Source organism: Rhodopseudomonas infernalis (assembly GCF_022271405.1).
Lineage (GTDB): Bacteria > Pseudomonadota > Alphaproteobacteria > Rhizobiales > Xanthobacteraceae > Rhodopseudomonas > Rhodopseudomonas infernalis.
In genome coordinates, this window is sequence record NZ_JAJNAL010000004.1 from 147663 (window position 1) to 172392 (window position 24730).

The 24730-nt window shown below is 66.1% G+C and carries 25 protein-coding genes; 17 read left to right on the forward strand and 8 right to left on the reverse strand.

Annotation, left to right across the window (positions count from 1 at the left end):
- Positions 1-5: 5 nt before the first annotated feature.
- Positions 6-1277 carry an aromatic ring-hydroxylating oxygenase subunit alpha gene (locus LPW26_RS05060; protein ID WP_238733189.1) on the reverse strand — a complete coding sequence of 424 codons (1272 nt, stop codon included), beginning with the start codon at positions 1275-1277 and terminating at the stop codon, positions 6-8.
- 52 nt (positions 1278-1329) lie between these two features.
- Positions 1330-2490, reverse strand: coding sequence for an acyl-CoA dehydrogenase family protein (locus tag LPW26_RS05065; protein WP_238733190.1), 1161 nt, complete (start codon positions 2488-2490; stop codon positions 1330-1332).
- A 458-nt stretch (positions 2491-2948) separates the two neighbouring features.
- On the opposite strand from LPW26_RS05065, the gene LPW26_RS05070 reads away from it, so the two are divergent.
- The 7 genes from LPW26_RS05070 (at position 2949) to LPW26_RS05100 (ending at position 10781) form a co-directional block, all read left to right on the forward strand.
- Positions 2949-3425, forward strand: a complete 477-nt coding sequence (locus LPW26_RS05070) for a MarR family winged helix-turn-helix transcriptional regulator (RefSeq protein WP_238733191.1) — start codon at positions 2949-2951, stop codon at positions 3423-3425.
- A 308-nt stretch (positions 3426-3733) separates the two neighbouring features.
- Positions 3734-4879 (forward strand): ABC transporter substrate-binding protein, encoded by a 1146-nt coding sequence (locus tag LPW26_RS05075; protein ID WP_238733192.1) that lies wholly within the window; start codon positions 3734-3736, stop codon positions 4877-4879.
- A 120-nt stretch (positions 4880-4999) separates the two neighbouring features.
- Complete coding sequence (locus tag LPW26_RS05080) at positions 5000-7864, forward strand: ABC transporter permease subunit (RefSeq protein ID WP_238733193.1); 2865 nt, start codon at positions 5000-5002, stop codon at positions 7862-7864.
- Entirely contained in the window at positions 7861-8625 is a 765-nt protein-coding gene (locus LPW26_RS05085; protein WP_238733194.1) for an ABC transporter ATP-binding protein, read from the forward strand. The genes LPW26_RS05080 and LPW26_RS05085 overlap by 4 nt, the downstream gene beginning before the upstream one ends.
- A gap of 66 nt (positions 8626-8691) precedes the next feature.
- On the forward strand, positions 8692-9417 hold the full coding sequence (locus LPW26_RS05090) for a class II aldolase/adducin family protein (protein ID WP_238733195.1): 726 nt from the start codon (positions 8692-8694) through the stop codon (positions 9415-9417).
- A gap of 46 nt (positions 9418-9463) precedes the next feature.
- Positions 9464-10477, forward strand: coding sequence for a ketopantoate reductase family protein (locus tag LPW26_RS05095; protein ID WP_238733196.1), 1014 nt, complete (start codon positions 9464-9466; stop codon positions 10475-10477).
- 166 nt (positions 10478-10643) lie between these two features.
- Entirely contained in the window at positions 10644-10781 is a 138-nt protein-coding gene (locus LPW26_RS05100; RefSeq protein WP_238733197.1) for a hypothetical protein, read from the forward strand.
- 45 nt (positions 10782-10826) lie between these two features.
- Here the strand turns inward: LPW26_RS05100 and LPW26_RS05105 are convergent, their stop codons facing one another.
- Both LPW26_RS05105 and LPW26_RS05110 read right to left on the reverse strand, forming a co-directional pair.
- Positions 10827-11198 (reverse strand): hypothetical protein, encoded by a 372-nt coding sequence (locus LPW26_RS05105; RefSeq protein WP_238733198.1) that lies wholly within the window; start codon positions 11196-11198, stop codon positions 10827-10829.
- Positions 11199-11442: 244 nt separating this feature from the next.
- On the reverse strand, positions 11443-11967 hold the full coding sequence (locus LPW26_RS05110; RefSeq protein ID WP_238733199.1) for a hypothetical protein: 525 nt from the start codon (positions 11965-11967) through the stop codon (positions 11443-11445).
- A gap of 460 nt (positions 11968-12427) precedes the next feature.
- On the opposite strand from LPW26_RS05110, the gene LPW26_RS05115 reads away from it, so the two are divergent.
- Positions 12428-14044, forward strand: a complete 1617-nt coding sequence (locus LPW26_RS05115; RefSeq protein ID WP_238733200.1) for an alpha-amylase family glycosyl hydrolase — start codon at positions 12428-12430, stop codon at positions 14042-14044.
- 185 nt (positions 14045-14229) lie between these two features.
- Here the strand turns inward: LPW26_RS05115 and LPW26_RS05120 are convergent, their stop codons facing one another.
- Entirely contained in the window at positions 14230-14583 is a 354-nt protein-coding gene (locus tag LPW26_RS05120) for a PRC-barrel domain-containing protein (protein ID WP_238733201.1), read from the reverse strand.
- Positions 14584-14969: 386 nt separating this feature from the next.
- Positions 14970-15632, reverse strand: a complete 663-nt coding sequence (locus LPW26_RS05125; RefSeq protein WP_238733202.1) for a DNA-3-methyladenine glycosylase family protein — start codon at positions 15630-15632, stop codon at positions 14970-14972.
- A 125-nt stretch (positions 15633-15757) separates the two neighbouring features.
- Between LPW26_RS05125 and gluQRS the strand changes: the two genes are divergently transcribed.
- Positions 15758-16636 carry a tRNA glutamyl-Q(34) synthetase GluQRS gene (gene gluQRS, locus LPW26_RS05130; RefSeq protein ID WP_238733203.1) on the forward strand — a complete coding sequence of 293 codons (879 nt, stop codon included), beginning with the start codon at positions 15758-15760 and terminating at the stop codon, positions 16634-16636.
- Between the two features lie 92 nt (positions 16637-16728).
- Positions 16729-17946, forward strand: a complete 1218-nt coding sequence (locus tag LPW26_RS05135) for an ATP-binding protein (protein WP_238733204.1) — start codon at positions 16729-16731, stop codon at positions 17944-17946.
- Here the strand turns inward: LPW26_RS05135 and LPW26_RS05140 are convergent.
- Positions 17873-18766 (reverse strand): YihY/virulence factor BrkB family protein, encoded by an 894-nt coding sequence (locus LPW26_RS05140; RefSeq protein ID WP_238733205.1) that lies wholly within the window; start codon positions 18764-18766, stop codon positions 17873-17875. The two genes, LPW26_RS05135 and LPW26_RS05140, sit on opposite strands and share 74 nt — an antisense overlap.
- Positions 18767-18885: 119 nt before the next feature.
- Here LPW26_RS05140 and LPW26_RS05145 point away from each other — a divergent pair, with 119 nt between their 5' ends.
- The 5 genes from LPW26_RS05145 (at position 18886) to LPW26_RS05165 (ending at position 22553) form a co-directional block, all read left to right on the forward strand.
- Complete coding sequence (locus tag LPW26_RS05145) at positions 18886-19080, forward strand: twin transmembrane helix small protein (protein ID WP_238733206.1); 195 nt, start codon at positions 18886-18888, stop codon at positions 19078-19080.
- Between the two features lie 59 nt (positions 19081-19139).
- Positions 19140-19712, forward strand: coding sequence for a cob(I)yrinic acid a,c-diamide adenosyltransferase (locus LPW26_RS05150; protein WP_238733207.1), 573 nt, complete (start codon positions 19140-19142; stop codon positions 19710-19712).
- A gap of 100 nt (positions 19713-19812) precedes the next feature.
- Positions 19813-20562, forward strand: a complete 750-nt coding sequence (locus tag LPW26_RS05155) for an electron transfer flavoprotein subunit beta/FixA family protein (protein ID WP_238733208.1) — start codon at positions 19813-19815, stop codon at positions 20560-20562.
- 1 nt (position 20563) lies between these two features.
- Positions 20564-21514, forward strand: coding sequence for an electron transfer flavoprotein subunit alpha/FixB family protein (locus LPW26_RS05160; protein WP_238733209.1), 951 nt, complete (start codon positions 20564-20566; stop codon positions 21512-21514).
- Between the two features lie 157 nt (positions 21515-21671).
- Positions 21672-22553 (forward strand): 3-hydroxybutyryl-CoA dehydrogenase, encoded by an 882-nt coding sequence (locus LPW26_RS05165; protein WP_238733210.1) that lies wholly within the window; start codon positions 21672-21674, stop codon positions 22551-22553.
- 55 nt (positions 22554-22608) lie between these two features.
- Here the strand turns inward: LPW26_RS05165 and LPW26_RS05170 are convergent, their stop codons facing one another.
- A complete protein-coding gene (locus LPW26_RS05170; protein ID WP_238733211.1) occupies positions 22609-23523 on the reverse strand; it encodes a LysR family transcriptional regulator in 915 nt (304 codons plus the stop codon).
- A 94-nt stretch (positions 23524-23617) separates the two neighbouring features.
- Between LPW26_RS05170 and LPW26_RS05175 the strand changes: the two genes are divergently transcribed.
- A complete protein-coding gene (locus LPW26_RS05175; RefSeq protein ID WP_238733212.1) occupies positions 23618-24415 on the forward strand; it encodes an NAD(P)H-dependent oxidoreductase in 798 nt (265 codons plus the stop codon).
- Positions 24416-24495: 80 nt separating this feature from the next.
- Positions 24496-24696: a hypothetical protein gene (locus LPW26_RS05180; RefSeq protein WP_238733213.1), complete on the forward strand. Its 201-nt coding sequence runs from the start codon at positions 24496-24498 to the stop codon at positions 24694-24696.
- Positions 24697-24730: the final 34 nt, after the last annotated feature.

Consider the following 24730-nt stretch of genomic DNA (forward strand, 5'->3'; position numbering starts at 1 on the left):
CATGGTCAAGCCGTCATCATCCGCTTCCATTGATCATAAGCGGCGCGCATGCCGGTTTCGGCGCTGACGTCGCTGCGATGCCGGCCGTCCGGCAGGCTCTCTTCCTTCGGAAAGCCGCGGTTCAGCATGATCCACATGTCCTCGCCGCCCTGGGCGCCGTGCTGGACGCGGTCCCACACTTCGGCGTCGTCGGGGCTGCCGAAACCCATCGGGCCCTGGAAGAATTCGTGCAGGCGGATCCGGGCGCGGTTGGCCGCCGCCGGGCCGCCGTCCATGCCGATCGCGATGTGGCGGATCTCGGTCTCGTTCACCGACACCGGCTGCAGCACGCGGAAGAACGCCATCGAGCAGGCGAGGTTGGGGAACAGGTTGATGTTGAAGCCGGAGCCGCCGACGGCGCGGACGATGCGGCGGACTTCCGTGTCGGAGTAACCTTCAGCCGCCAGCTCCTTGGCGAGGTCGGCGAATTTCTCCGGGATCGGCGCCTCGAGATTGTCGTCGAGGTCGATCAGTTCGGGGATCATCACCATCACGCTGTGACCGTTGCCGAGATCCTCGACAAAGCCGCCATTGTTCAGCATGTCGAGCTGCTGCTCGGTCTCCTTGTCGACCGCGGTGAGAAAGGATTTGTGCACCAGCGGGAAGTGATAGGCGTCGGTGGTGTTCTCGAGCTGGATCTTCCAGTTGCCGGGGAAGCGGAACTTGTGCTCGCCGAGCGTCTTCACCGGATAACCGCCGCCCTGCTTCATAAACAGGTCGATCCACTTCCTGGCGGGGCCGAGGAAGTCGGCGAGCGGTTCGATATCGTCGCGGAATGTCGCGAAGATCAGGCCGTTGTATTCCTCGACGCGCAGCGACTTCAAAGACAGTTGACTGCGGTCGAGCGAGGTTTCGTCGTAGCCGTTTTCGTAAGGCACGCCGCGCAGCTTGCCGTCGAGCGAGTAGCCCCAGCCGTGATACGGGCAGACCAGGCTGGATGTCTTGCCCTTGCGCACTTCGCACAGCGTCGCGCCGCGGTGCCGGCAGCGGTTGAGGTGGACATGCACTTGGCCCTTGCGATCGCGCACCACGATCACCGGTTCGAGCCCGACCTGCGCCATCTTGAAGTCGCCGTTGTTCGGGATCTCGCTGACATGCGCGACCCAGACCCAGGTGTTGTGGAAGATCTTGGTCATCTCGGCTTCGAAGATCGCCGGGTCGGTGTAGAGCGGCGTGCGGACGCGATCCTTGCGGATCAGATCGTCGGGGGAGGTGGAGAGTTCTGCCAGGCTGGTCATGCGTCTGGTCCTTGTCGCAGGGAGATATCCGAAGCTGAAAGGCGGCGAGTGATCATGGGAAGCCGGGGACCGAGGGCAGCCCGAGCAGCACGCGGCCGGCGCTCTGCATCGTGCCCTCGTTGAGGAAGGCGTGCTGCGCGACCACGAAGCTGTCGGTCAGCGCCCGCGCCAGCGGATGGCCCTGATAGATCGAGGTGGTGCCGGTCAGTTCGGTCGCCATCCGCGTCACGTCGGCGCCGGTCTTGGCGGCGTGGCTCGCGGCGAGCCGCAGCACCGTGGTCGCTTCGGCCGAAGGTTTGTCGCCGGCGCGGACGATGTCCCAGGTCTGTTCGGTCGCCTCGTAAAAGAAGGCGCGGGCGGCGCGCAGATTGGCTTCGGCCTTGGCGACCGCAACCTGCACATAGCCTCGATCGGCGAGCTTCGGCGCGCCGGTGATCGAGACGCGGCCGCCGGCCATATCGATCACTTCATCGAGTGCGCCGCGCGCCACCCCGAGGCCGACCACGGCGAGTACTTGCGCGGCGAGGCCGAGCGATGGATAGCGATAGATGTCGGCATTGACCGAGGCACCGCCGCCGCGGATCAGCGTCCATTCCTCGGGAACGACCACGTCCTCGACGACGAGGTCGTGGCTGCCGGTGCCTTCCAGCCCGATCACATCCCAGTTCTGGCGGATCTCGACTTTCTCCGCCGGCATCACCGCGACGCGCGGCAGGCCGCCGGACGCATCACCCTCGACCGAGATGCCGACGCCGATCAGCGACGCGCCGGTGCAGCCGCTGCCGAACTTCCAAGTGCCGTTGACCAGGAAGCCGCCCGGCACGCGCTTGGCCGGCTGCAGCGGGAACAGGCCGCCGGCGAACACCACGTCGGGACCGTTCGCGTAGAGCTTGCGCAGCGTCGGCTCGGGCAGCGCGGCCAGATACGTAGCGGCTGCGCCGAAGCTGGCGACCCAGCCGGCCGAGCCATCGGCTTCCGCAATCTTCTCGATCATCCGGCAGAATTCGGCCGGGCTCTTTTCGTCGCCGCCGAACATCCGCGCCACCATCGCCCGATAGATGCCGGCCTTGCGCAGCCGCTCGATGATGTCCAGCGAGACGTGCTGCTGCGCGCCGAACTCGGCACGGCGGTTGCGGATGTCGGCGATGACCGCGTCGAAATCCTCGATCGGCGCGGCCGGCTTCCAGTGGATCACGCTGGCGACGTCGGTCATGGTGTCCTCTTTGCGGTTGGGGCTGGCGTCCGCGCTGCGAGGAGATTCGGTGCCTGTTAATGACGGCGTCGACGGCCTCGCTACCTGCAAAAGACAATCATGAACTACTAGAACATTCCAGTGAATTATCAAGCGTTAGCGCATCAATTTCGGGCGCTTGCCTGCACGCGCAATACGCATCGTGCGAACCAGACAGGCAGAAGGGGCGATTGTTGCGGCGCACGCTGCACGCCGCGTGCGATGGCTTGCGCGGCCCACCCGCGCCTGCGCGCGTAGCTCGGACAAGGCTGGAACTGATCGGCCGTCTCCGGGCGTCCACCTGATGCGGCGTCTGGAATAATTGTCGATTGGCCCGGCGAGATATTGTCATTTTCCACAATCTCGGGAAGTGTCGCGACGGTGCAGCGAGCGGCGTCTCGCGGCGAGAATGCGATCGATCGACGGGGCGGGACCAGCAGATGCAGAGTAAGAACGACGGCATGAAGCGACGAATCCGGGCTGATGACAGCCGTTTTCTCGCCAACCGCTCGCCGTTCTTCCACAACGTACGCATGCTGGCGCGCTATTCGGCGCGCATGAACGCGATCCTGAAACCCGCCGGCCTTGATGTGCCGAAATGGCGGGTGCTGATGCTGCTGGTTGAGGGGCGGCCGATCACCGTCTCGCAGATTGCGGACGAGGCGGTGGTCAATATCTCGACCATGGCCAAGATCATCAACCGGATGACCGACGACGGCCTGGTGACGGTGCGGACGTCGAGCGCCGACGCCCGCTCGACCGAAGTTTTCATCACCGACGCTGGTGAGCAGGTGCTCGAGGTGGTGCGGGACAAGGTCGCGTATCTGTTCAAGGAAGCGCTGCGTGGCCTGACCAAGGCCGAGGTGCAACTCCTCAACACACTGTCCGTCAAGATTTACGACAACCTGTCGCCGTAGCCCACAAACATCGCCTAAGCTCGGTCATCGGGACCGTTTTGCCCGCGCAGGGCGGCGGTGCTTGCGCCTCCGGCAGCGCCGAGCGCGGGCATTTTGACTGCGAAAGCAGCAAATCGCAGCGAGATTATGTGCAGCGCGCCGTTTTAAGTTGCTTGATTGTTCGCTGGAATATTTCACTAATTAGGTCGATCGCTGCAGGCGGGAATTAGTTGCGTTAAAAGCCCTCTGCAGATCTCCGCGCCCGATCCGAGCGGCCATGCCGCCAAGCTCGGCAGCGGCCCAGCAACGACGGATGGGAAGAGGACCTCATGCAGAAATTCAAGGCGCTCGCGGCCGCGGCGATCCTGACGACACTGGCCGGTCCGGCGATGGCCCAGGTCAAGGTCGGCGTCATCGCCTCGTCGACCGGGCCGATCTCGGTGGTCGGCCTGCAGCAGAAGAACACGGTGGCGCTGCTGCCGAAGAAGATCGGCGACGTCACGGTCGACTACATCTACATGGATGATAACAGCGACCCGACTCAGGCGACCAAAAACGTCCAGAAGTTCCTGATCGAGGACAAGGTCGACGCCATCATCGGCCCGTCGGGTTCGCCCAACGCGGTCGCAGTCTTACCGTTCATCGCCGACGCCAAGACCGTGATGCTGGCGCCGGTCGGTTCCACCGCGGTTGTGCTGCCGATGGATGAAAAGAAGAAGTGGGTGTTCAAGACCACCCAGAACGACAACCTCGTCATGGACGCGCTGGTCGCGCACATGAAGAAGAACGGTGTCAAGACGGTCGCCTTCATCGGCACCAACGATCCGCTCGGCGCCAACTTCGCCAAGGCGTTCAAGACGGTGATCGAGCGCGAAGGCATCAAGCTGATCGCCGAAGAAACCTTCAGCCGCGCCGATACGTCGGTCGCCGGCCAGGCGCTCAAGATCCTGTCGGCAGCGCCGGACGCGGTGCTGGTCGGCGCCGCCGGCGCCACCACGGTGCTGCCCGAAGTGACGCTGGTCGATCAGGGCTACAAGGGCAAGATCTATCAGACCCACGGCGCTGCGACGCCGGAATTCCTCAAGCTCGGCGGCAAGAAGGTCGAGGGCACCGTGCTGGCCGCGAGCCCGATGCTGGTGCAGGCGCAGGTCGGCGACGACGTGCCGTCCAAGGCTTCGGGCCAGGCTTACATCGACGCCTATACCAAGGTGTACAACGTTGCGCCTGGCACGTTCGGTGCCAACGTTTGGGACGCTGGGCTGCTGCTCGAGCGGACCGTTCCGATCGCGGCGGCGAAGGGCAAGCCGGGCACGCCGGAGTTTCGCGCCGCGCTGCGCGACGCGCTGGAGAACGTCAAGGAGCTGACCGGCGCACAGGGCGTCTACAACATGACCCCGGCCGATCACTCCGGCTTCGATGCGCGCAGCATCGTCCTCGTCACCGTCAAGGACGGCGCCTGGCAGCTGCTGAAGTAACACCGCGTCTCCGGCCGCGGACATCGCCCTTCGCGATCCGCGGTCGGCCTCGCCCCGACCGGCACCTTCGACCATCCGCACGGCAGGCGGCGCCAAACCCGCGTCGTCGAAAGGATCTTCGTGAATCTCGTCGTCGCTCTGTTTCTGGCTCAGGACGGCATTGCCAATGGCGTGGTCTACGCGCTGCTGGCGGTCGCGATCGTGGTGTTGTTCTCGGTCACCCGCATCACCTTCGTGCCGCAGGGCGAGTTCGTCTCCTACGGGGCGCTCACCTTCGTCACCATGCAGGACGGGCAGCGGCCGGGCACGATCCCGCTGCTCGGCCTGCTGATCGCCCTGCACGTCGGGCTTGATCTGATTGGCGGTTGGCGCAAGCAGCGCCCGGCGGCGCTGCTGCTGTCGAGCCTGCGCAGCGTCGCGAGTGCGCTGATCGTGCTGGCGCTGGCCTATGCGGCCACCAGCTTCGACCTGCCGCTGCTGCTGAAAGCCGTGATTGCGATCGCGGTGGTCACCGCCGCCGGCCCGCTGCTCTACCGCATCGTCTATCAGCCGCTCGCCGATGCCTCGGTGCTGGTGCTGCTGATCGTGTCGGTGGCGCTGCATTTCGTGATGACCGGGCTGGCGCTCTACATCTTCGGGCCGAGCGGCCAGCGCTCGGCGCCGCTGCTCGACATCACGTTTCCAGTCATGGGCGTGCCGATCGCCGGCCAGACGCTACTGATCCTGGGCGTCACTGTGGTGGTGATCGTCGCGCTGTACTTCGCCTCGCAGCACACACTGTACGGCAAGGCCATGCAGGCGGTGGCGCTGAACCGCACAGGCGCGCGGCTGATGGGTATTTCCACCTCACTGGCCGGCCGTACCTCTTTCCTGGTCGCCGCCTTCATCGGCGCGCTGGCCGGCGTGCTGATCTCGCCGACCACCACGATCCTGTACGACACCGGCTTCCTGCTCGGCCTCAAGGGTTTTGTCGGCGCGATTCTCGGCGGCTTGGCCAGCTATCCCATCTCGGCGCTCGGCGCGTTGCTGATCGGCCTGTTGGAGAGCTACTCGTCGTTCTTCGCCTCGACCTACAAGGAAGTCATCGTCTTCAGCCTGATCATCCCGATCCTCTTGGTGCAGACGCTGCGCCAGCACCGCATCAAGGAAGACGACGACCACGGCGCCGAGGCGCTGCCGGCGCAGGCCAATCTGTCGCCGCAGGCGCTGCAATTCCGCCGCCGGATCAAGACCGGCCTCGGCATCGCGTTCGTGCTTGCCGTCGCGGCGGCGCCCGCCGTGTTCTCGGATTACGAGATCGCGCTGCTGAATTACGTCGGCCTCGCCGCGATCGTGGTGCTCGGCCTGGTGCTGCTCACCGGCGTTGCGGGGCTGACCTCGTTCGCGCAGGCCGCCTATGTGGGCATTGGCGCCTACATCACCGGCTACGTCTCCTCGACCTACGGTCTGTCGCCGTGGCTGACGCTGCCGCTGGCGCTCGCGGTCGCCTTCGTGCTGGCGCTGTTCGGCTCGCTGATCACGGCGCGGCTGTCGGGGCACTATCTGCCGCTGGCGACGCTGTCGCTCGCGGTGGTCGCTTATTATCTGTTCGCCGCGTTGCCGCAGACCGGCGGGCAGGCCGGCATGACCAACATTCCGCCGCTGACCATCGCGGGTATCGCGGTTCACAGCCCCAAGGCCTGGTATGCGGGCATCTGGGGCGCGCTGCTGTTGCTGCAACTGGCGATGACCAATCTGCTCGACTCCCGCCCCGGCCGCGCCATCCGGGCGCTGAAGTCCGGCACCATCATGGCCGAAAGCCTCGGCGTCGACACCTGGAAGGCGAAGATCGCGGCGTTCGTCATCGCCTGCCTCTTGGCGGCGCTGGCCGGCTGGTTCTACGCGCACTACCAGCGCTTCCTCAATCCGTCGCCGTTCTCGTTCAACCAGGGCATCGAGTATCTGTTCATGGCGGTGATCGGCGGCGCGGGCTCGATCGGCGGCGCGCTGGTCGGCTCCGGCATCGTGGTGCTGGCCAATCAGTGGCTGCAGACCAATCTGCCGCTGCTGCTCGGCATGCAGGGCGATTTCCAGGTGATCATCTTCGGCATCGTCGCCATGGCAATGCTGCAGCTTCTGCCGCGCGGCATCTGGCCGGCGCTGCTCGATCTCACCGGGATGCGGCTGCCGAAGGCGTGGTCGATGTCCAAGGACACCGCGCCGCTGCCGGCGCGCGACAAGCCGCGGCCGGGGGAGACCGTGCTGGCGGTGCGCGGCGTGTCGAAGAATTTCGGCGCGATCGCCGCCAACCGCGACATCAGCCTTGACGCCAAGGCCGGCGAGATCCTGGCGCTGATCGGCCCGAACGGTGCCGGCAAGAGTACGCTTTTCGACCTGATCTCCGGCGTGCAGCGGCCGTCGAGCGGCACCGTGCACTTCCTCGGCCGCGAGAGCAGCTACTTCCCGCGCACGCTGTCCCGCGACGGCATGGGCCGCACCTTCCAGCACGTCCGCATCATTCCCGAGATGACCGTGCTGGAGAACACCGCGCTCGGCGCCCACGCCCGCGTCGACACCTCGTTCGCCTCGGCGGCGCTTCGCCTCGATCGGCCAACCGAGGCGCGGCTGATCGGCGAGGCGCTGCGCCAGCTCGCCCGCGTCGGGCTGGAGAGCGGCGCGACGCAAACCGCCGGCAGCCTCTCGCTCGGCCAGCAGCGCGTGCTGGAGATCGCCCGCGCGCTCGCCTCCGATCCGTGCCTGCTGCTGCTGGATGAGCCCGCCGCCGGCCTGCGTCATCTCGAAAAGCAGGCGCTGGCGCGGCTGCTGAAGCAGCTCAAGGCCGAGGGCATCGCGGTGATCGTGGTCGAGCACGACATGGACTTCGTGATGAACCTCGCCGACCGCATCGTCGTCATGCAGTTCGGCCAGAAGCTCGCCGAAGGCACGCCGTGCGAGATCCAGCGCAACCCGGCCGTGATCGAGGCCTATCTCGGAGGCGCCGAATGACCGCGACGACGAGCGACGTCCTGCTGCGCGCCGACAGCATCAATATCGGTTATGGCCGCGTCGACGTGGTGCACGGCGTCAGCCTCAATGTCCGCCGCGGCCAGATCATCGCCATTATCGGCCCCAACGGCGCCGGCAAGACCACGCTGCTCAGCGGCCTGATGGGGCTGCTGCCGGTGAAGGGCGCGCTGTCCTTCTTCGGCGAAACCGCGACTGAGCAGCCGACCGTCGAGGCGCTGGTCGGGCGCGGCGTCACGCTGATCCCGGAGACCCGCGAATTGTTCGGGCCGATGAGCGTCGAGGACAATCTGCGGCTCGGCGGCTTCGCCCGCTATCAGCAGGGCCACCGCGATCTCGATGCCGGGCTCGAAGAGGTTTACGCGTTGATGCCGCGGCTGCGCGAGCGCAAGGCGCAGGCCGCCAAGACGCTGTCGGGCGGCGAGCGGCAGATGCTGGCGATGGGCCGGGCGCTGATGTCGAAGCCGCAGCTATTGCTGCTCGACGAGCCGAGCCTCGGGCTCGCGCCGCTGATCACCCGCGACATTCTCAGGACGGTGGCGACGCTGCGCGACCGCGGCATGTCGTGTCTGCTCGTGGAGCAGAACGCCAAGGCGGCGCTGCGCATCGCCGATTATGCCTATGTGATGGAATCCGGCGCCTTCGTGCTGGAAGGCCCGGCCGCCGAGATCGCGGCCAATCCGGACGTCATCGCCAGCTATCTGGGCGTGCGCACCGCCGCGGCGGCGGACCACCACGCCTGACACGCGGCCCGCCGAAGCGTCGCTCCGGCGGGGACGGACTTCGTAGCAACCAGGAGCACCACGCTCATGAACGCGCATGCCTCGATGAATCACATGACCGAAGCCCAGCTCCGCACCGAGCTGGCGCTGTGCTATCGGCTGATCGATTTCTTCGGCTGGACCGAGATGATCTTCAACCACGTCTCGGTGCGGCTGCCCGGCGCCGAGAAGCGCTACCTCGTCAATCCGTTCGGCCTCAACTACAACGAGGTGACGCCCGACAATCTGCTCACCGTCGACGTCTCCGGCGAACTGATCGGTACCTCCAACTACAGGCCGAATCCGGCCGGCTTCGCGCTGCACGGCGCAATCCATTCGGCGCGCGAGGATCTGCACTGCGTGCTGCACGCCCACACCACGCCGATGTCGGCGGTGGCGCAAAAGGCCGGCGGCCTCAGCCATGACAGCTTCTACGGCGCGCAGCTCACCGGGCGGGTCGGCTATCACACCTTCGAGGGCATCACGCTGTACGACGACGAGCGCGAACGGATGCTCGCCAGCCTCGGCCAGGGCGACGTGCTGATCCTGCGCAACCACGGCGTCGCGGTCGGCGCGCCGGACATTCCGCGCGCCTTCATGCTGCTGTGGACGGTGCAGCGCGCCTGCGAGATCCAGTGCGCGGCGGGCGGCATTCCGGGCGCCGACACGCCGCTGCCGGATCAGGTCAAACAGCAATGCGTCGACAGCTCGCGCGACCTGATCGCCAGAGCAGCTTCGCGCGGCTGTTCTTCGACGCCGCGGTGCGCCGCATGACTAAGGCACAGGGGCCGGCGTTCTGAGCGCGGGCGTTGCGAACGCCATGAGCGACAGCACGCCAGGCGCGGGCGCCATCGGGGCATCGGTGGCGCCCGCTCGCCTGAAACTATGCGTCGTCGGCGCCGGTGCGATCGGCACCGCGCTGGCGGTACGGCTCGCCGCGGGCGGGCACGAGGTCGGCGTGCTGGCGCGCGGCGCGCGGCAGACCTTCATCGCCAATCACGGCCTGACGCTGCGCGACGGCGACCGCGATTTTGCTTTCCGTCCGACGCTGGCCGACCTCGCCGACCTATCGGCCTATGATCTGGTGATCGTCGCGGTGAAGGCCGGCGCGCTGCCGGCGCTGCTGCCGCGGCTCGCGGCTGCCATGCGACCCGACGCGCTGCTGATGCCGGCCATCAATGGCCTGCCGTGGTGGTACGCCCTCGGCGAACGGCAGCCGCTCGGCGGCCGCCCGATTGCGGCGGTGGATCCGGATGGGAGCTTGCTGCCGCTGTTCGCGCCGGAGCGGCTGATCGGCTGCGTGGTCTACAGCCGCGTCACCATGCTGGGCAGCGGCCACGTCATCGTCAGCGGCCGGCAGGATCTGCAGCTCGGCGCCGTCGGCGGCACGCCGCCGCTCGCGACCATTGCGGCGCAATTTTCCGAGGCCGGCATTGCGGTCCGCGTTGAGTCCGATATCCGCCGCGCGGTCTGGCGCAAGCTGATCCGCAACGCCGCAACCAATGTCGTGACCGCGCTGACCGGGGCGACGCTGGAGCAGCTCGGCCATGAGGCCGAGACGATCCGCCTGGTCACCGACATCGCGCTGGAAGTCTCCAACCTCGCCGCCCGTGTCGGCCGCGCTGTCGATCCGGAGATCGACGAACTGATCGCAGTGCTGCGCAGCGCCGGGCCGTTTGCGACCTCGATGCTGCAAGACGTGAGGCATGGCCGCGAACCCGAACTCGGCGCCATCGCCGGGGCGCCGCTGGAGCTTGCCGAACTGGTCGGGCAACCGATGCCGACGCTGCGCGCGGTGGCGACGCTGCTGCGCTTGCACGTCCGAGCGCGCTGACAACCTGCCGCCAGTATTCCGCCGGGCGGTGGCTCAGCACTCGAGCTAAGCGCCGGTCATAATGCTGCCCCCAAAAGGCGGATGCCCGAGTTGATCGGCGTCAACGCCGTGCCCGGGCGACGGCGCGAAGCTACCGCCACTGCATCTCATGCAGGGGGATACGATCATGATGAATTTCGACATGCTGCTGATCGCAGCGGGGGCGCTATCCACCGTTGTGATTCTGTTCGGTGTGGTGATCATGAGCGACTATGAGGCCGAGCATCAGCACGTCCGTGCGATGCCGCGGCGGCAGCCGGACTAATCGTCCGGGCGTCTGGTCGATCGAGGCAGATCGCCGTGCCGGGGCTTAGCGGCGGGTGGCCTCGCCAAGATCCCGCTTGATGATCTCAAGCAGGGACGCCAGCACCTCATTGCGCGGGGGCGGAAGGGCGTCGGCTGGCAGTTTCTTGCGCTGCAGCGGCGCTGGTCTCGGCGGAGGCAGCGCTGACCGTCGCTTGGCCAGCGCCGGCATCTCTATGAACTCGTCGAGTGCGCTCTCCGGCCGTAGCACGCGTGGCCGGCGCGGCAACTCGGGCGGAAGCGCTTCGCTGCCTGCTGGTCCAGGCGTTGGCGTCACGAATGATCCGTACAGCACATCCTCGTGCCGACCCACCAGCCACATCGTCGCCCAATAGATCGCGGCCAGAGCGATCACGCAGAGAAGGCCGAGCTCAAGCATCGCCGGTCTCCAACACATTGCGTGCGGTGCTATGCGACCACGCCCGCACGCAGCCTGTTAGCAGCAGTGCTGGATCTGATCTTTGAGCGCAATTAATTCGCATCCACAGCCCTCGGGAACAGATTGATTCCGGAAGGTGACACGAGACGCAAGGGGAATCTGGAACCCGCCCGCGACACGCGCAAACAAAAGCGCCGGGCCAAGGCCCGGCGCTGATGATCAGTTCAGGATTACGTCAGTGCGTTCAGCGGCCGAGTAGTACCGGCAGCCCGAGCATCGACGAGAACGGCGCCGGGTCGTTGATCAGTTTGGCCGAGCCGTTCTGATTGGCAGCGAGCTGCGAAAACGGCTTCTGGCTCGAGGTGAGCGACGACCACGGCTTCTGGCTCGACGCCAGCGACGAGAACGGCTTTTGCGAGGCCGACAGCAGCGGCCCGAAGATCGACGACAGGAAGAAGTTCGGGCTGGTCAGCTCGGGGAAGATGCCTCCGAGGGTCGTGCGCGAGTCGGTCAGGCGCGGGGCGCCGGTGAGATTGGCGGACGGGCTCAGCGAGGCGCCTGCGTAGCTCGCCGCCGCCTTCGACGGACCGTGGCGATTGAGAATGGCTTCGGCCTGCGCGCCCTTGCCGAATGGCGGGTCCACGCTTACCAAAGTACCATTGCTGCCGCTGGTGATCAGTTCGGCGTTGTCGAACGAGGCTGCTTTCAGCTCGGCGAGAGCCGCCTGGGCCTTCTTCGCGTCGTCATATGCTTTAACAATTTGCGTCATGCTTACTTTCCTCGATCGTGTTGGGTGGGCAACGGAATCTCAGTGTTCACCGACAATTCCACGGCCAGGACCCGGTTCCCAATCTCGCACATTTTCGCGCTGCGGCAAGCTAATTTGGGCATCGGCGTACCGGTGACAACGCGTCGCACAAGACTAAGTAAGCGTGGCGTGAACGCGCTTGCGCAGAATCAAGCCGCAGACGGATTTAGCTACCGAGGCTCTCGTCTACCGGTATTGCGATGCTGAATGTGCCCAGCTGGCGGCTGTCGTCGCCTTTCTGCTGATGACAAGTGCTTGCAGAAACGCCTAGCCGATCGCGGTGGAAAATTCTGTCCGGGTTCGCCCGGACAGATGTTCACGTCTCCGACGCAACCATGTGCCATCAGACGAAATCAGCCGCTGCCGGAACCAGGCTGGCCAGCCGGGCTTTGTGTGACGCACAAAAAGAAAAGGAAAGCCGATGGAGAGCGTGTCGAGCCCGTCGTGGTGGGCGAGCGGGGTTCTGTACCAGATCTATCCGCGCTCGTTCCAGGACTCCAATGCCGACGGCATCGGCGATCTCCGCGGCATCATCGATCGGCTCGACCATCTGTCCGACCTCGGGATCGACGCGCTGTGGCTGTCGCCGATCTTTCCGTCGCCGATGGCCGATTTCGGCTATGACGTCGCCGACTATACCGGGATCGACCCGATCTTCGGCACCATGGCGGATTTCGACGCATTGGTGCTGACCGCCCATGCCCGCGGCCTGAAGGTGATCCTCGACCTGGTGCCGAACCACTCGTCGGAGCAGCATCCCTGGTTCGTTGAAAGCCGCGCGTCGCGCGATAATCCGAAGCGCGACTGGTATCTTTGGCGTGATCCGGCGCCGGACGGCGGGCCTCCGAACAATTGGTTGTCGGAGTTCGGCGGCAGCGCTTGGGAGTTCGATCCGGTCACCGGGCAATACTATTACCACGCTTTCCTGAAGCAGCAGCCCGACCTCAATTGGCGCAACCCGGAGGTCCGGGTTGCGATCTACGAGGCGATGCGCTTCTGGCTGCGTAAGGGCGTCGATGGGTTTCGGGTCGACGTGATCTGGCATCTGGTGAAGGACGATCAGTTTCGCGACAACCCGCCCAACCCGGATTTCGCGCCCGGCCAGCCGCCGCACGCCGCGCTGATGCCGGTGCATTCCACCGACCAGCTCGAGACGCTCGACGTCGTCGCCGAAATGCGCGCCGTGCTGGAGGAGTTCCACCATCGCCTGCTGATCGGCGAGATCTATCTGCCGATCGAGCGGCTGGTCGCCTATTACGGCAAAGAGTTGAACGGCGCACAACTGCCGTTCAACTTCGCGCTGCTGTCGACACCGTGGAATGCCCGAGAGATCGCCGCGCTGATCGACCGCTACGAGCGGGCGTTGCCGCCGGGCGCCTGGCCGAACTGGGTGTTGGGCAATCACGACCGGCCGCGCGTGGCGAGCCGGGTCGGCGAGGCGCAGGCGCGCGTCGCCGCGATGCTGCTGCTGACGTTGCGCGGCACGCCGACGATGTATTACGGCGACGAGATCGGAATGACGCAGGTGCCGATTCGGCCGGAGGACGTGCAGGATCCGTTCGAGAAGAACGTGCCGGGCATCGGCGTCGGCCGCGACGGCTGCCGGACCCCGATGCAGTGGGATGCCTCACCGAACGCGGGCTTCACCGACGGAAAGCCTTGGTTGCCGCAGGCGAACGACGCCCTGCACGACAACGTCGTCAATTTGCGGGCCGACGGCCAGTCGATCCTCAACCTCTACCGCGCGCTGCTGCGGCTGCGCCGGTCCTCGCCGCAACTGGCGCAGGGCAACTTTGAACCGCTCGCAGCGGAAGGTGAACTGCTGCTGTATCGCCGGCACCACGGCGGGCGTTCCCTGCTGATCGCCCTCAACCTTGGCGACGAGCCGGTGTCGGCAGCCTCGAACGCGTTCGGACTCGACGGCGAGGTACTGCTGTCGACCCTGATGGATCGCACCGGCGAGCGGGTCGGCGACACGCTCGACCTGCGCGGCAACGAGGGCGTGATCATCGGCCCTGCGCCGGAGCCGATCGTTTAGTCCCGCCGGCGATCCGGATCCTTTTCCAGGGCTCGGCGCGCGCGGCGTTCTTGTGCCAAAGATCTTCGAACATTGGTGCGTGTCGAGGGGTTTCGGAAGGTGCAGGCGAAGCGCGCCCGCGCGGCGTTTCGCTGCAGCGTGGGCACTGCGCGGCGCGCCTTTGCCCACCCCACAACGAAGGCGTTTTACGTCAGCGCAACGCCGTAATAATCGTCGACCTTGCGGGCGCCCTTCCAGTCGTATTCGTCGTCGCGGGCGTAGTGGGGCGCGTTCTGGAGCTGGTCGTTGGTAATCAGGGTCTGATAACCGCCGAGCTCGACATTGTACTTCAGCGAATGCCACGGCAGTGGGTAGTGGTCGTCGCCGATGCCGAGAAAGCCGCCGAAGCTGAGCACCGCATACGATACCTTGCCGCTGACCTTCTCGATCATCACCCGCTCAATACTGCCGATCTTCTCGCCATCGGGGCCGTAAACCACGGTGCCCTGCACCTTGTCGCTGCCGATCAGGCTGACGGTTTCGTCTGCTTCCGCTGTCATGCTGTCTCTCCCTGTGAGGAGGAACAACCACCAGATCCCGGGCCTGTTCCTCGCCCGTCGGTCGGTCGGTCGCGGCGTGACTTGCAGGCGGGGCTTTGCAAACGAGAGAATCACTCCTATCTTGGGGCTTCATGAAACAACGAAAGGAGGTGATCCAGTGTCTCACTCGAAACGCTGTCACCTCGCTGGGGACGCCCGCTAAGGTTGGCTCCTGATTGAGCCGCTTTTGCCAGGGCGCCCCGGCGCCTGGGAACCAGCGAGTTACGAGGGGCGCGTCGGCGGACACCGTCGGCGCGCCTTGTCGTATTGGGGATCCAGTAGCCGCGATGAAGCGCAGCGCAATCGCGGACCATGCGCCCCTGCATTCCGCTGCGCTGTTGCGGCGCTTACTGCGTCTTTGTCTTCCCCGCGATCACACCCTCGCGCTTTTTCACCGCGTGATAGTAAGCCCACCACAGATGCGCGGCGGCGCCGCGGAGCGGACGCCAGGGCTCGGCGAGTGGCCCCATCTGCTTGACGGTTGGGCGTGCGTTCAACCCGAGGCCGATCCGCATTGCTTCTTGCACGGCGAGATCGCCGGCCGGCCAGGCATCGCCGTGGCCGAGGCAGAACAGCAGATAGATATCGGCGGTCCACGGCCCGATGCCGTGCAGCGCCGTGAGCGTCGCGTGGGCGACGTCGGCGTCTTCGTTGGCGAGCACGTCGAGATTGAGCCGCTCCGCATGCAGTTCCTTGGCGAGCGCCTTCAGCGTCTTGATCTTGGCGGCCGACAGCCCCAGCCGGCCGAGCCGGTCGGTGCGGGCGCGCTTGATTGCGGCGTGGTCGAACGGCTCGAACGCGGCGCCGACCCGGCCCCAGATCGCCGCCGCGCTCGCCACCGACAATTGCTGGCCGCAGACGATCGCGGCGAGGCCCTTGAAGCCCGGATCGCGCCGCCGCAGCGCCGGCATCCCGGCCGTTTTCAACACCGGGCGCAGCCGCGGGTCCTGCTTGACCAACGTTTTGATCGCGGCCGCGAGGTCGTCCTGGGTGTCGAGGTGGATGGTCATCGGTCCTGCGTTTTTCCGCGGCGTCATGCGCGGGCTTGACCCGCGCATCCATCCGCTATCGTAAGAAGAGTCTGTCATCCGATGGATTGCCGGATCAAGCCCGGCAATGACACGCGCCGGGACCAATGCCACCCGTTTTCCGATTTGCCCCGAGTCCGAACGGCTACCTGCATCTCGGCCACGCGTATTCGGCGCTGCTGAATGCCGATCTGGCGCGGGCGCAGGGCGGCCGGCTGCTGCTGCGGATCGAGGACATCGACCAGACGCGCTGCCGGCCGGAGTATGAAGACGCGATCTATCAGGATCTGGCCTGGCTGGGCATCGCCTGGGAGCCCGAGGTGCGGCGGCAATCCGATCACCTCGCGCTGTACCGCGACGCCGTCGAGCAACTCGCGGCGCGCGGGCTGATCTATCCGGCGTTCGAGAGCCGCGCCGAGATTGCGCGCCTTGTCGCCGCGAACGATGTGGTCGCGCCGTGGCCGCGCGATCCCGACGGCGCGCCGCTGTATCCCGGCGCCGGCAAAGAGCTCGCTCCCGAGCAACGCGCGAGGCTGATCGCGTCCGGCGTGCCCTATGCGCTGCGGCTCGATATGGCCGCCGCGCGTGCCATCGCCGGTGATCTGACCTGGCGCGAGTTCGGCGAAGGTCCCGGCGGTGAAACCGGGGAGGTCGCGGCGCGACCGGAGGCGTGGGGCGACGTCGTGGTCGCCCGCAAGGAGACGCCGACCAGCTATCACCTGTCGGTGGGGATCGACGACGCGCTGCAGGGCGTCACCGAGGTGGTGCGCGGCGCCGATCTGTTCTGGTCGACCAGCGTGCACCGGCTGCTGCAGACCCTGCTCGGGCTGCCGGCGCCGCGCTATCGTCACCACGGGCTGATCCGCGATGCGGACGGGCGCAAGCTGTCGAAATCCACCGCGGCGACCGGGCTGCGCGAATTGCGGGCCATGGGGGTTTCGTCCGAGCAGATTAGACGCATGGTCGGCCTGCCGCCCGCCTCCTGATCGGGCGCGGTGTGGCGGGCTCGCGCTCGATTTCAACGGTGACTCTGTTAACGGCCTCATGGCATGGTGCCGCCCGTTCGGGTGGGGGAGTTATGGCAGTGAAGTCGCGCGCCCTGCGGAGCGGGCGAGCGGCGCTCAAGCGAGCGCCGGTCAAGCGCGTGCGCAAGAAGGCTGAGACCCCCGGTATGGTCGAAACCGCGCTTGCGGCATTCGCCCACGAGGTCCGCACGCCGCTGACCGGAATCCTGGCGGTCAGCGACCTGTTGGCGACTTCCGACCTCGGCGAACGCGAGCGCCGCTGGGTCGAAACCATCAAAGCCGGCGCCGAGCATCTGTCCGGACTGGCGACGCTGTTCGTCGATGCGGCGCGGCTGGGCGCGGCCGGCCTCGGCGCCCGCCACGACTTCTTCGATCTGCGCGCGCTTGCGCGGCACGGCAGCGATTCGCTGTCCGGCCGCGCCGCCGCCAAGGGGCTGCGCGTCGCGGTGACGATCTCGTCCCGGCTGCCGGCCTTCGTGATCGGCGACGCGGTGCGGTTGCGGGCTGCCTTGGAAAACCTGATCGACAATGCGGTGAAGTTCACCGAGCACGGCGACGTCGGCCTCAAGGTCACTTCCGCCAGCGCCGGGAAGGACGCCGTGCTGGTCAGCTTCGCGGTGTCGGACAGCGGCATCGGCTTGACGCTGGCCGAGATCAAGCGGCTGTTCCGGCCGTTCTCGCAGGCCAATGTCAGCATCGCGTCGCGGTTCGGCGGCGCTGGGCTCGGCCTGTCCTCGGTCCGCCAGATCGCGCGCGCCATGCAAGGCGACGTTGCGGTGACGCAGCGGCCGAAGGGGGGCGCGGTCTTCACCCTTACGGTGAAACTGATCCGCGCCAAGCCGCCGAAGTCGCTCGCCTCTGGGCCGCATCAGGCGGCCGGCAGCTTCAGCCGTCCGCTCCGCCTGCTCAGCGTCGAGGACAATCCGTTCGGCCGGGTGGTGCTCAACGCCATCCTGACCGAGCTCGGCCATCACACCGAATTCGTCGGCAGCGGCGAGGCCGCGCCGGAGCGCCTCGCGCAGGGCGAGTTCGACGCGGTGTTGATGGACATGGTGCTGCCCGGCATCAGCGGCCCTGAAGCCATCCGCAACATTCGGGCACTCGCGGCGCCGCTCGGCGCGATGCCGATCATCGGCGTCTCGGGGCGTGATCAGGACGAAGCGGCGGCGCGGGAGGCGGGGGCCGACGCTTTTCTGCTCAAGCCGGTTTCTCCGCGCGCGCTCGCAACTGCGCTGATTGAAGCGTCGCGCCGTCCGGCAGTCGCGACTTGATAATCGCGGCGTTGAGTTCGCCGCCGTACACGAAGATCGCCGCGATAAAATACAAGAACACCAGCGCGATGATCACCGAGGCAAGTCCGGCATACATCGTCACGTAGTTGTTGGCGAACCGCGCCAGATACATGCCGAAGCCGACGCCGGACATCACCGAGGCCACCATCGTGAAGACGATGCCGGGCACGATCTGCTTGATCGAACGGCGGCCCGCAGGTAGCCGCGCATGCAGGATGAACAGCGCAACCGTCAGAGCGCCGACCGCGATGCCGTAGCGGGCAACGGTGAGAAGCGTCTGGTTGTCCTCGACCAGCAGTGGCACGTAGTGCCGTGCCGTAGCCAGGATCAGCGGTCCGAGCACGATCAGGAACGCCATCGCCAGCGCGGTGAACGCCGCCACCAGCGTGTAGCCGATAGATTCCAGTCGCAGCATGTACCAGGGCCGGACCTCGATCACCGCATAGGCGCGGTTGAGCGCGACCCGCAGGCTCTCGACGCCGTTGGATGCGAAGTACAACGCCAGCAGCAGGCCGATGGTCAGGGCGTCGCCGCGAGTGGTGGTCAGCACATCGTGGATTTCACCCGACAGCGTGCTGGCGACCTGTGCCGGCCAGATGTCCAGCATCAGCTCTGCCGCCTTGTCGGCCAGTTCTCGCGAGCCGACGAAGCCGGCCAGCGAGGTCAGCACGATCAGGAAGGGGAACAGTGCCATCAGCGACGACAGCGCGATATGGCTGGCGATCGCCCACCCGTCATCCGCCAAAAACGTATAGAGCGCGTCCATCGCGACCGCATAGACGTAGCGGATATGCCTCACGGGTCACCTGACTTACGATTGCGGCACGGGATTGTAGCATCGGCTACTAACCCGTTCCAACCAACTTCGTTGCCCCCGCCCGGGTAGCGCCGCACGGATGGTGGTGTTATGAGACCAGAATGGCAACCTTCCTCAGCACGCTTCTACTCCCGATTGCGCTGTGCGCGGTGGCGCTTGTCCTGCTGCTCGGCCTGATCAATATGATGCGGGGAGGGTCGCCGAACCGGTCGCAGAAGCTGATGCGGCTGCGCGTCCTTCTGCAATTCGCCGCGATCGTCGTGACGATGCTTGCGGTCTGGGCGCTGGGCCGCTAGCCGAGACGTCCCCATATTTTCCTTCCCGACAAGCCGGCTGCTCGCCGAGGATCTGCGCCATGGTCGTCCTCAATCGAATTTATACCCGCACCGGTGACGACGGCTCGACTGCGCTCGGCAGCGGCGAGCGCCGACCGAAATACGATCTGCGCATCGCCGCTTACGGCACCGTGGACGAGACCAATGCGGCGATCGGCGTGGCCCGGGTGCATCTCGGCGGCCTGCCGGGGATCGACGCCATGCTGGGGCGTATCCAGAACGATCTGTTCGACCTCGGCGCCGATCTGGCGGTCCCGGACCGCGACGGTAAGGCCGAGCGGCTCAGGGTCGTTTCGACGCAGGTGGAACGGCTCGAGGCTGAAATCGATCAGCTCAACGCGCGTCTCGCGCCGTTGACGTCATTCGTACTGCCTGGCGGACAGCCCGGTGCTGCTTATCTGCATATGGCGCGCACGATATGCCGCCGCGCAGAACGCGTCATGGTGGAACTCGCGGCGCGGCCTGAGGAATGGGTCAATCCGGCCGGCGTGCAATACGTCAACCGGCTGTCGGACTTCCTGTTCGTCGCCAGCCGCGCGGTGAATAACGACGGTGCCGGTGACGTGCTCTGGGTTCCGGGTCAAAACCGCTAGGATTGGGTCGTTTTTGGCTCTGCTGCGTTGACCGCCGATATCCGGGGCTTTAGGTTCCGCCGCCACGATAAGTAAAACCAGCGAAAACGAAAGAGGATCGATGAAGGTTCTGGTGCCGGTCAAGCGGGTGGTCGACTACAACGTCAAGATCAGGGTCAAGAGCGACGGATCGGGCGTTGAACTCGCCAACGTGAAGATGTCGATGAATCCGTTCGACGAGATCGCGGTCGAGGAAGCGCTGCGGCTGAAGGAAGCCGGCAAGGCGACCGAAGTCGTGGTGGTGTCGATCGGCCCCGCGCAGGCGTCGGAAACGCTGCGCACTGGCCTCGCGATGGGCGCCGATCGCGGCATCCTGGTCAAGGTCGACGGCAACGTCGAGCCGCTCGCGGTCGCCAAGATCCTCAAGGGCATCGCCGGCGAAGAGCAGCCCGGTCTGATCATCCTCGGCAAGCAGGCGATCGACGACGACAGCAACCAGACCGGCCAGATGCTGGCCGCGCTGCTCGGCTGGTCGCAGGCGACCTTCGCGTCCAAGCTCGAAGTCGAAGGCTCGGACTTCAAGGTGTCGCGCGAAGTCGACGGCGGCTCGCAGACGCTGCAGCTCAAGGGCCCGGCGATCGTCACCACCGATCTGCGGCTCAACGAGCCCCGCTACGCCAGCCTGCCCAACATCATGAAGGCCAAGAAGAAGCCGATCGCGGAAAAGACCGCGGCCGACTACGGCGTCGACATCGCGCCGCGTCTGGAAGTCCTGAAGACCGTCGAGCCGAGCGGCCGCAAGGCCGGCGTGAAGGTCAAGGACGTCGCCGAACTGGTCTCGAAACTCAAGAACGAAGCGGGTGTTATCTGATATGGCCACGCTGCTGATTGCCGAACACGACCACGCCGACCTCAAGGACGCGACCAACAAGGCGCTGACCGCCGCTGCCGCGCTCGGCTCGGATGTTCACGTCCTCGTCGCCGGTGGCGGCGAAGGCACCAAGGCCGCGGCCGAAGCCGCTGCGAAGCTGCAGGGCGTCGCCAAGGTGCTTGTCGCCGAAGCTCCGGCCTATGCGCACGATCTGGCCGAGCCGCTGGCCGCGCTGATCGTGTCGCTCGCGGGCAATTACGATGCCTTCGTCGCGCCCGCGACCTCGCGGTTCAAGAACGTGATGCCGCGCGTCGCTGCGCTGCTCGATGTGATGCAGGTGTCGGAGATCATCAAGGTCGTCGCGCCCGACACGTTCGAGCGTCCGATCTATGCCGGCAACGCGATCCAGACCGTGAAGTCGAAGGACGCCAAGAAGGTCATCACCGTCCGCACCTCGACCTTCCAGGCGACCGGCGAGGGCGGCAGCGCCAGCGTCGAGTCCGTGGCGGCGGCCGAAGATCCGGGTCTGTCGACCTTCGTCAGCGAGGAAGTCGCCAAGAGCGATCGCCCGGAGCTGGCCTCGGCCAAGATCATCGTGTCCGGCGGCCGTGCGATGCAGAGCCGCGAGAACTTCACCAAATACATCGAGCCGCTCGCCGACAAGCTCGGTGCCGGTGTTGGCGCCTCGCGCGCCGCAGTCGATGCCGGCTACGCGCCGAACGACTGGCAGGTCGGCCAGACCGGCAAGGTCGTGGCGCCGGAGCTGTACGTCGCGATCGGCATTTCGGGCGCGATCCAGCATCTCGCCGGCATGAAGGACTCCAAGGTGATCGTCGCGATCAACAAGGACGAAGACGCGCCGATCTTCCAGGTCGCCGACTACGGCCTGGTCGCCGACCTGTATCAGGCGGTGCCGGAACTGACCGAAGAACTGGGCAAGCTCGGCAAGTAATTGCCGGCTCGCAGACGGATCCGGCTACGGCCGGATCCGTTGGCAAATTTGGAACGTTATTGCGATACTGCTCCCAGGCCGGCGGATGCTCGGTGCGGAAGAGGCCACCTTGGGCCGGTCAGGCGCGTCGCGCGACCGATCCTCAACGAGATGACAGATGGCGTTCACGATCAAGAAAGTCGGCGTAATCGGCTCGGGCCAGATGGGCAACGGCATCGCGCATGTCGCCGCGCTGGGCGGTTTCGCAGTGGTGTTGAACGACGTCTCGGCCGACCGGCTGAAGTCGGCGATGGCGACCATCAACGGCAATTTGTCCCGTCAGCTCGCCAAGAAGATCATCACCGAGGACCAGCGCAAGCAGGCGCTCGCCAACATCACCGCCACCGAGAAGCTCGAAGGTCTGGCGGATTGCGATCTGGTGATCGAAACCGCCGTCGAGAAGGAAGAGGTCAAGCGCAAGATCTTCCACGACCTGTGCGCGACGCTGAAGCCCGAGGCGATCATCGCCTCCAACACCTCGTCGATCTCGATCACCCGGCTCGCCGCCTCGACCGATCGGCCCGAGCGCTTCATCGGCATTCACTTCATGAATCCGGTGCCGTTGATGGAGTTGGTCGAGCTGATCCGCGGCATCGCCACCGACGACGCCACCTTCGAAACCGCGAAGGCCTTCGTCGGCCAGCTCGGCAAGCAGATCGCGGTGTCGGAGGATTTTCCGGCCTTCATCGTCAACCGCATCCTGCTGCCGATGATCAACGAGGCGATCTACACGCTGTACGAAGGTGTCGGCAACGTCGAGGCGATCGACGCGGCGATGAAGCTCGGCGCCCACCATCCGATGGGCCCGCTCGAACTGGCCGACTTCATCGGTCTCGACACCTGCCTGTCGATCATGCAGGTGCTGCACGAGGGCCTCGCCGACTCCAAGTATCGCCCGTGTCCGCTGCTGGTGAAATACGTCGAAGCCGGCTGGCTCGGCCGCAAGACCAGCCGCGGCTTCTACGACTACCGCGGCGAGAAGCCGGTCCCGACGCGCTGAGCGCGGGCCGGCCATCCACGCCTTCCTTGTTCTGCCACAGGACGTTCTTGGACGGTTACTCGATCCCCGGCACCGACCCGATCTGCTCGACCAGGAAATCGATCAGCAGCCGCACGCGCGCGATGTCGGCGCGCTCCGGCACGATCAGCAGATTGAGCGGCACCGGCGGCAGCCGATAGTCCGGCAGGATGGCTTCCAGGCGACCGGCGGCCAGCAGATCGTCGACCAGCCAGCGGTGCGTCGCCGCGATGCCGCGGCCGGCGATCAGCGCTTCGCGCGCCGCCAGACCGTGGTCGACTCTCAGCCGGCCGCCGAACGGGACGCGGTGGGTCTGCTGATCCGGACCTTCGAAGATCAGCATGTCGCTGCCCGCCACATTGACCATCCGGATGCCTTGGTGGCGGACCAGATCCTCCGGCACCGCCGGCCTGCCGTGAGCCGCCAGATAGTCCGGGGCGGCGACCATCAGACGCTGGCTCTGGCCAAGCGGGCGCAATTTCAGCGAGCTGTCGGTCAGCGGCGCCAGCCGCAGCGCCAGATCGACACCCTCGCGGACCAGATCGATACGTTGATCGGTGAGGCCGAGATCGATGCCGATCTCCGGATAGCGGTCCTGGAACGCGAAGATCAGCCGGCTGGCATGCAGCACGCCGAACGACGCCGTGCAGGACATCCGGATCGTGCCGGCCGGCGCGCCCGACGAGCCGAGCGCTTCGTCGCCGGCCTGTTCGAGCAGCCGCAGGATCTGGACGGCGCGGGCGTAATAGCGGCTGCCTTCCTCGGTCAGCGTCACCCGGCGGGTGGTGCGGCTCAGCAGCGCTGCGCCGATCGCCGCCTCGAGCTCCTGCAACTGCCGCGTCACGGTGGACTGGCCGACATTGAGCTCACGGGCGACGGCCGACAGGCTGCCGCGCTCGGCGACACGCACGAAGGTGCGGATGCGTTCGATCGTGACGGCTGATCTATCCATTTTTCGGTACAATCATATCGAAATTCGATGGCTACTGGAATAGTCGTCGCAGGTCTACGCCGAGGCTCTGATCGTCCAATCGAGGAGCCCCGCCGTGAAAGTTCTTCTGGTGTTTGCCCATCCCGACGCGCGCTCCCTGAATGGCGCGCTCCGCGACGTCGCGGTCGCAGAGCTGCAGCGTCTGGGCCACGAGGTGCAGATCTCCGACCTCTATGCCCAGGGCTGGAAGTCGGCGGTCGATCGCGCCGATTTTCCCGCCCTGGCGCCGGACGAGCGGCTGTCGCCGTCGACTGCTTCGAAGACGGCCTACGAGGCCGGCGAGCTGACGCCGGACGTCCAGGGCGAAATCGACAGGATGCGCTGGGCCGACGTCCTGATCCTGCAATTCCCGCTGTGGTGGTTCACCATGCCGGCGATTCTGAAGGGGTGGGTCGACCGCGTTTATGCCTGCGGCTTCGCCTACGGGGTGGGCGAGCACAGCGACAAGCGGTGGGGCGACCGCTATGGCGAAGGCAATCTGGCCGGCAAGCGCGCGATGCTGATCGTCACCACCGGCGGCTGGGAAACGCACTACGGCGCCCGCGGCGTCAACGGACCGATCGACGACCTGCTGTTTCCGATCAACCACGGCATCCTGTTCTATCCGGGTTACGACGTGCTGCCGCCGTTCGTCGTGTATCAGGCCGGCCGCCTCGACCAGGCGGAGTTCGAGGCCCGCGCCGAGCAGCTTCGCGAGCGCATGCGCACGCTCGCAACCGTGACGCCAATCGCGTACCGGCGCCAGAACGGCGGCGACTATCTGATTCCCAGCATGGAGCTACGCCCCGGCCTCGGCGCTGCTGGCGCCACCGGGTTCAATCTCCACCTTGGAGATGAGAAACCCGAGCGGTAGCGCATGGCGATACCGCCCGCGGATCGATTGCACGCGACCAAGCGAAAGGATTTTTAACGCATCGTCGTTAAGCTGAGGGCATGGATATGAGCATGGTCAGCGCGGCGCTCGCGATGCAGGCGAGCAGCACGCAAATGCAGATCGCCACGACGATCCAGGCGTCGAACGCCCGCACGGAGCGTGACACGGTGCAGACGCTGCTCGGCATCGGGCAGGGCGGCGCGCCTTCGCTCGCCAATGTCGGCGCCGGCGTCGGCGGCCAAGTGAATATCGCGGCTTAGAAACGCTTCGTCATTCCGGGGCGCGCGCTCTTGC